At 53.4% G+C, this 3,935-nt stretch carries 3 protein-coding genes; 2 read left to right on the top strand and 1 reads right to left on the bottom strand.

The features are described 5' to 3' along the window. Positions 1 to 101 precede the first annotated feature (101 nt). Positions 102 to 368, bottom strand: a complete 267-nt coding sequence (gene rpsT / locus ACI3UA_RS02195) for a 30S ribosomal protein S20 (protein ID WP_439723197.1) — start codon at positions 366 to 368, stop codon at positions 102 to 104. A 197-nt stretch (positions 369 to 565) separates the two neighbouring features. On the opposite strand from rpsT, the gene lepA reads away from it, so the two are divergent. Then, positions 566 to 2,362 carry a translation elongation factor 4 gene (lepA, locus tag ACI3UA_RS02190; RefSeq protein WP_439723198.1) on the top strand — a complete coding sequence of 599 codons (1,797 nt, stop codon included), beginning with the start codon at positions 566 to 568 and terminating at the stop codon, positions 2,360 to 2,362. A 260-nt stretch (positions 2,363 to 2,622) separates the two neighbouring features. Beyond that, on the top strand, positions 2,623 to 3,935 hold a 1,313-nt coding region (locus ACI3UA_RS02185), incomplete at its 3' end, for a BadF/BadG/BcrA/BcrD ATPase family protein (protein ID WP_439723196.1).

Genomic DNA, 3,935 nt, shown 5'->3' with positions numbered 1-3,935 from the left:
CGGAGCCGGAGCTGTATCCTGCGGTATTATTTGGAAAAAAGCGGCGGTAATGTAATAAGGCCCGTCCTCAAAAGAGAACGAGCCTTTATTTCTCATGCAAATTATTTAGCCAAAGCATTTACTTTGCGAGCCAAACGAGACTTCTTACGGTTTGCGGCATTCTTATGATATACATGGTTTGCAGCAGCCTGGTCGATAGTCTTGCAAGCGACAGTAAGGAGGGCTTTTGCTTCATCAGCGTTGCCAGCCTCAATAGCGTCCAATACCTTGCGGGAAGCAGTGCGAACACGGGACTTCTCAGCCATATTCTTTGCATGGCGCTTTGCGTCAGTCTTTACACTCAAAATAGAAGATTTAATATTTGGCAATTAATTCACCCCCTTGAAATTTCAGTACCTGCCTATTTTAGCATGAAGAAATAAAAAATGCAACTTTTTTTTCGCCCTGTGCCATACCGGGGATGAGGGGCATCTGCCGTCCATCTATTGCAGGGAAAACATCCGGCATGTTATAATAGCATGAATATGTATGTATGCTTGAGAGGAAGAAGTGAATGGACAACAAGATGGACACCAAGAAAATTCGCAATTTTTCTATTATCGCCCATATAGATCACGGCAAGTCAACTATTGCTGACAGGCTGATTGAATACACCGGTACCCTGTCCGAGCGCGAGATGTCGGCGCAGGTGCTGGACAACATGGATCTGGAGCGGGAGCGCGGCATCACCATCAAGGCGCAGACCGTCCGGCTGGATTACAGGGGCAAGGACGGGGAGCTGTACTGCCTGAACCTGATTGATACCCCCGGCCATGTGGATTTTACCTATGAGGTTTCCAGAAGCCTTGCCGCCTGCGAGGGGGCGCTTTTGATTGTGGATGCGGCGCAGGGGGTAGAGGCGCAGACCCTGGCCAACGTATACATGGCATTGGAACATGATCTGGAAATCATTCCTGTCATCAACAAGATAGATTTGCCGAGTGCTGACCCTGACAGGGTCAAGCAGGAGATTGAGGATGTTATCGGGCTGGACGCCTCTGATGCCATCCTGGCCTCTGCCAAGACGGGGCAGGGCATCGAGGAAATTCTCGATGCCATTGTAGAGCGGATTCCGGCTCCTGCCGGGGAGCGGGAAAAGCCTTTGCAGGCGCTGATTTTTGATTCCTACTTTGATGCCTACAAGGGGGCTATCGCCCATATCCGCGTCATGGACGGGGAAATCAAAAAGGGCAGCCAGCTGAAGCTGATGGCTACCGGCAAGAGCTTTGAGGTGACGGAGCTGGGCTGCTTCCGTCCGGCACTGATGGAGCTGCAGTCCCTGGGGCCGGGAGCGGTAGGCTATGTGGCAGGCTCATTGAAGCAGGTGGCGGATGTGCGGGTAGGCGATACCATCACCAGCGCGGTGAAGCCTGCGCCGGAGCCGCTGCCGGGCTATCGCGGCGTTACGCCGATGGTGTACTGCGGCCTTTACCCTGTGGACAGTGCGGATTATGACAACCTGAAGGACGCGCTGGAAAAGCTGCAGCTCAATGATGCGGCGCTGGTCTTTGAGCCGGAAACATCCATCGCTCTGGGCTTTGGCTACCGTTGCGGCTTTCTGGGGCTTCTGCACATGGATGTCATTCAGGAGCGGCTGGAGCGTGAGTACAACCTCAAGCTGATTACCACCGCCCCGAGCGTTATTTACCATGTGCACAAGACGGACGGGGAGATGATTGCCGTGGACAATCCGTCCGACCTGCCGGACCCGACCACCATCCAGTACATCGAGGAGCCTTATGTCAAGGCCACGGTCATCGTGCCAAACGATTTCGTAGGGGCGGTCATGGAGATTTCCCAGAACAAGCGCGGTGAGTTCAAGGGCATGGATTATCTGGACGTGAACCGCGTCATGATTGTGTACCACATTCCGCTGAGCGAGATTATCTATGACTACTTTGACAAGCTGAAATCTTCCACCCGCGGCTATGCCTCCCTTGACTATGAGCTGGCGGACTACCAGCAGGCCAAGCTGGTGAAGCTGGATATCCTCCTGAACGGGGAGCCGGTGGATGCCCTGTCCACCATCGTGCATACTGACAGCGCGGCGGCGCGGGGCAGGCAGCTGGCGGCCAAGCTGAAGGAAATCATCCCTCAGCAGATGTTTGAAATCCCTATCCAGGCGGCCATCGGCAACAAGATTATTGCCCGCGAGAATGTCCGCGCCATGCGCAAGGACGTGCTGGCAAAATGCTACGGCGGCGATATTTCCAGAAAGCGCAAGCTGCTGGAAAAGCAGAAGGAAGGCAAGAAGCGCATGAAGTCCGTGGGCCGTGTGGAGGTGCCGCAGGAGGCGTTCATGGCCATCCTGAAAATCGATTGAGGCTGCAGGAGAGCCGTCCGAAAACCGGCTGAGCGAAAGCGGCGGTGCGGGAAAAATCAGCTAAGTGAAAGCCAACTGAATAGAAGCTGCCATAAAATAGATCATCGTGAAATTTTACGGTGGTCTATTTTTGTGTTTTTCTCTTTATTTTGGTATAATATATAAGGATATTTATCTCTATTGTGCAGTGGGGCACGGAAGGGCGGTCAGTCATCCGCAGCGTCACTGGCACGCTCATAGTTTTTTCAGGTGGTGACAAAATGAATTCGCTTTTGCGTGTAGGAATCGATGTCGGTTCAACCACGATTAAAGTCGTAGTTCTAAACAAGGAAAGAAAGTTGATTTACAAGAAATATGCAAGGCATTTTTCCGAAATCAACGCTGTACTCAAAGAGAATTTGGCGGCTTTGGGCCATGTGGTGGAGGGAAAGAAGTTCTCTCTGGCCCTGACAGGTTCTGCAGGAATGGGAATCGCCGAGCGTATCGGCCTTCCTTTTGTGCAGGAGGTAATTGCTTGCGCTGCTGCCGTAAAGGAACTTATTCCTCATACGGACACAGTAGTGGAGCTGGGAGGAGAAGACGCCAAGGTTACATATTTTGGTGAGGCTCCGGAGCAGAGGATGAACGGTGTGTGTGCAGGCGGCACAGGCTCCTTCATCGACCAGATGGCATCCCTTTTGTCTACGGATGCACCGGGACTGAACGCTTTGGCAGAAAAGGGAAAACAGGTCTATACCATTGCGTCCCGCTGTGGTGTTTTTGCCAAGACGGATATCCAGGCACTGATGAACGACGGTGCCGAGAAGGCTGATATCGCCCTGTCCATCTTTCAGGCAGTGGTAAATCAGACCATTGGCAATCTGGCCCAGGGACGGCCGATTGACGGCAACGTGGCCTTTTTGGGCGGCCCGCTGCATTTTCTTCCGGAGCTGAAGAAACGCTTTATTGAAACCTTGAAGCTGGCGCCGGAGCATATTGTGTCTGTAGAGGACGGCAATTATTTTGTGGCTGTGGGCGCGGCTCTTTCCGATGAGGCCGGGCCGGTCAGCCTGGCGCAGGTAAATGACAGCGTGGCAAAGATGGAAAAGGTCATGGCTGCAGAGGAACGGCAGGCCGATTTTGTGCTGTTTGAGGATGATGAGGCCTACGCCGCTTTCAGGGCACGCCATGACAAGGACAGGGTGCCGCGGGGTGATTTGAATACGTATAAGGGGCCTTTGTACCTGGGAATCGATGCGGGCTCCACTACGACCAAGCTGGCGGCCATCGGCAGGAACAAGGAGCTTTTGTACACCTCCTATGGCAGCAATCAGGGTTCGCCGTTGCAGACGGTGGTCAGGGAGCTAAAGGAACTGTACAGGGCCATGAATGAGCATACCTATATCGCCTCGGCTTTTACGACCGGCTACGGTGAGGCGATTGTCAAGGCGGCGCTTCATGCAGATGATGGCGAGGTGGAAACCTTTGCCCATCTTCGGGCGGCGCAGGAGTTCTGCCCGGAGGTGTCCTTTGTGCTGGATATCGGCGGACAGGACATGAAGTGCTTCTATGTCCACAAGGGCAGCATTGGCAG

The sequence above is a fragment of the Anaerovibrio sp. genome (genome assembly GCF_051866355.1).
In the GTDB taxonomy this organism is placed as follows: domain Bacteria; phylum Bacillota; class Negativicutes; order Selenomonadales; family Selenomonadaceae; genus Anaerovibrio.
The sequence above is the reverse complement of the archived record's forward strand: the minus strand, read 5'-3'. Positions and strand labels throughout refer to the sequence as shown.